Consider the following 2,136-nt stretch of genomic DNA (forward strand, 5'->3'; position numbering starts at 1 on the left):
CCCGCGAATCCGACTCGGGCGCGGATGGTTCCGCCGTGCCCGCCGAACGCTCCGGCAGCACGCCGAACCCGACACCCACCCGCCGCGGGCCCGCGGCGACGCCGAATCCCGATCCGGAGGCCACCATCCACACCGACCCGACATCCGCACCGACATCCGCCGCGGCGGCGCCGACCCGATTCGCGGATCTCGGTCTGCCACCGGTGCTGGTGCAGGCGCTGCGGCGGGGCGGGATGGATACGGCGTTCCCGATTCAGGCCGCGGTCGTTCCCGATATTCTCGCGGGCCGCGACGTGCTGGGCCGGGCCGCGACGGGGTCGGGCAAAACGCTGGCGTTCGGATTGCCGATGCTGGTGCGGCTGTTCGGTGCGCCGAGCGCCCCCAAGCGGCCGCGCGGTCTGATCCTCGCGCCCACCCGGGAACTGGCGATCCAGATCGAGGCGGCATTGGACGAACCCGCGCTGTCGCTGGGCCTGCGCCTGGCCACCGCGGTCGGCGGGCTCCCGATCAAGAAGCAGGAGGAGCGGCTGGCGCGCGGCGTGGACGTGGTCATTGCGACGCCGGGCCGGTTGACCGACCTGCTCGGGCGGAAAGCGGTGCAGCTGGCCGATATTCGCGTGGTCACCGTCGACGAGGCCGACCACATGGCCGAACTCGGCTTCCTCCCCCAGCTCACGGCGCTGCTGAACAAGGTGCCCGACGACGCGCAGCAGCTGTTGTTCTCGGCGACGCTGGACGAGACCGTCGACGGGCTGGTGCAGAAGTATCTCCGCGATCCCGCCACCCACGCGATCGGCGCGACCACGGGGAACGTGGCGAATACGGCTGCGGCAAGCCGGGATTCAGACGCGCTCGCGGCGGATTCCGCGTCGGGCGCGCATTCGGCGGCGCTGGTCACAGGTTCGGCCACCTCGAGCACGGGAGACAACACACCGGGCACCGGGTCGGCGGCGGACTTGCCGGTCGGCACGGTCACGGGCGACCTCGGGAGAGTCGCCGCGGGACCGACGATCGCGCACTACGCCCTGCACGTCCGGCGGCCCGACAAGCGCGCGGTGGTCAGTGAGATCGCCGCGCGGCAAGGCCGGACGCTGCTGTTCGTGCGCACCCAGCACGGAGCCGACAAGCTGGCGCGCAAGCTCCGCGAGATCGGGATCGGCGCGGTCGCCCTGCACGGCGGCAAGGCGCAGAACCAGCGCACTCGCATGCTCGCGGCCTTCGCCGACGGCACCGCGCCGGTGCTGGTCGCCACCGATGTGGCCGCGCGCGGGCTGCACATCGACGACATCTCGCTGGTCGTGCACGTCGACCCGCCCGCGGATCCCAAGGACTACCTGCACCGCACCGGCCGCACCGCCCGAGCGGGCGCCTCGGGCACGGTCGTCACCATCGTCACCCCCGACGACCGCGAGGAGGCGGCCCGGCTGGCGGAACGCGCCTCGGTGACCCTCACCGACGTCGAGGTGCGCCCGGGCGATCGCCGACTCATCGAGATCACGGGAGCCCGCCGACCGAGCGGCCGTCCGATCGCCGATCCCTCGGCCCCGCCCGCACCCGAGCGGAAGGCCGACACGGAGCAGCCGCGCTTCCGCCAGCAGCGACCACAGGGCGAGAGCCGCGTGCACAACAAGAAGCGCAAGCCGGGCGCGGCCCGCCGTTCGTCCCGATGAGGGCGACACGTTTGTAGGTTCCTACGACACGCGGGCACAAAGGGCACGACCTTTCCGGCAAATCCGACGAGATTGAGATAACTCGGAGCCGGAAAGCAGGCTCGGCAAATTTCTAGCAAACGTCAATATGGCCTGTGTAGTGCCTCAGGAATCGCCCTCTCCATTCCCTTCGGGGAATCGCGCACCAGGCGGCGAACGGCGAGCATCGAGACCATGCCCGAGCGAAACACCCTGCGCTACACCGTGATCACCTCCACCCCGGACGGCGGATCGGCCTTCACCGATGCCGAAATCCCGCTGGCCGATCGGACTCTCGCCGCCGGCGTGCCCGCCATGGCGGTGGGCGCGGTGTCCTCGATCCCAGGCGTGTCCTATCTCCGCAGCGGCGGCTTCGACAGTGCGCCGCATCCGGCCCCGACCAGGCAATGGGTGGTCATGTTGCGGGGCGCGATCGAGGTGACCACCA

The 2,136-nt window shown here is 71.1% G+C and carries 2 protein-coding genes; both read left to right on the forward strand.

Going from position 1 to position 2,136, the window contains the following annotated elements; translation table 11 throughout:
- Positions 1 to 1,670 (forward strand): DEAD/DEAH box helicase (locus tag ACIRS4_RS36295; protein WP_404204236.1); only part of this gene is annotated, 1,670 nt, incomplete at its 5' end.
- A 213-nt stretch (positions 1,671 to 1,883) separates the two neighbouring features.
- Positions 1,884 to 2,136, forward strand: a 253-nt coding sequence (locus tag ACIRS4_RS36300; protein WP_404204238.1) for a hypothetical protein, incomplete at its 3' end; no start/stop codon positions are given.

This window comes from Streptomyces sp. NPDC101166, from assembly GCF_044768125.1.
Classification (GTDB): Bacteria; Actinomycetota; Actinomycetes; order Streptomycetales; family Streptomycetaceae; genus Streptomyces.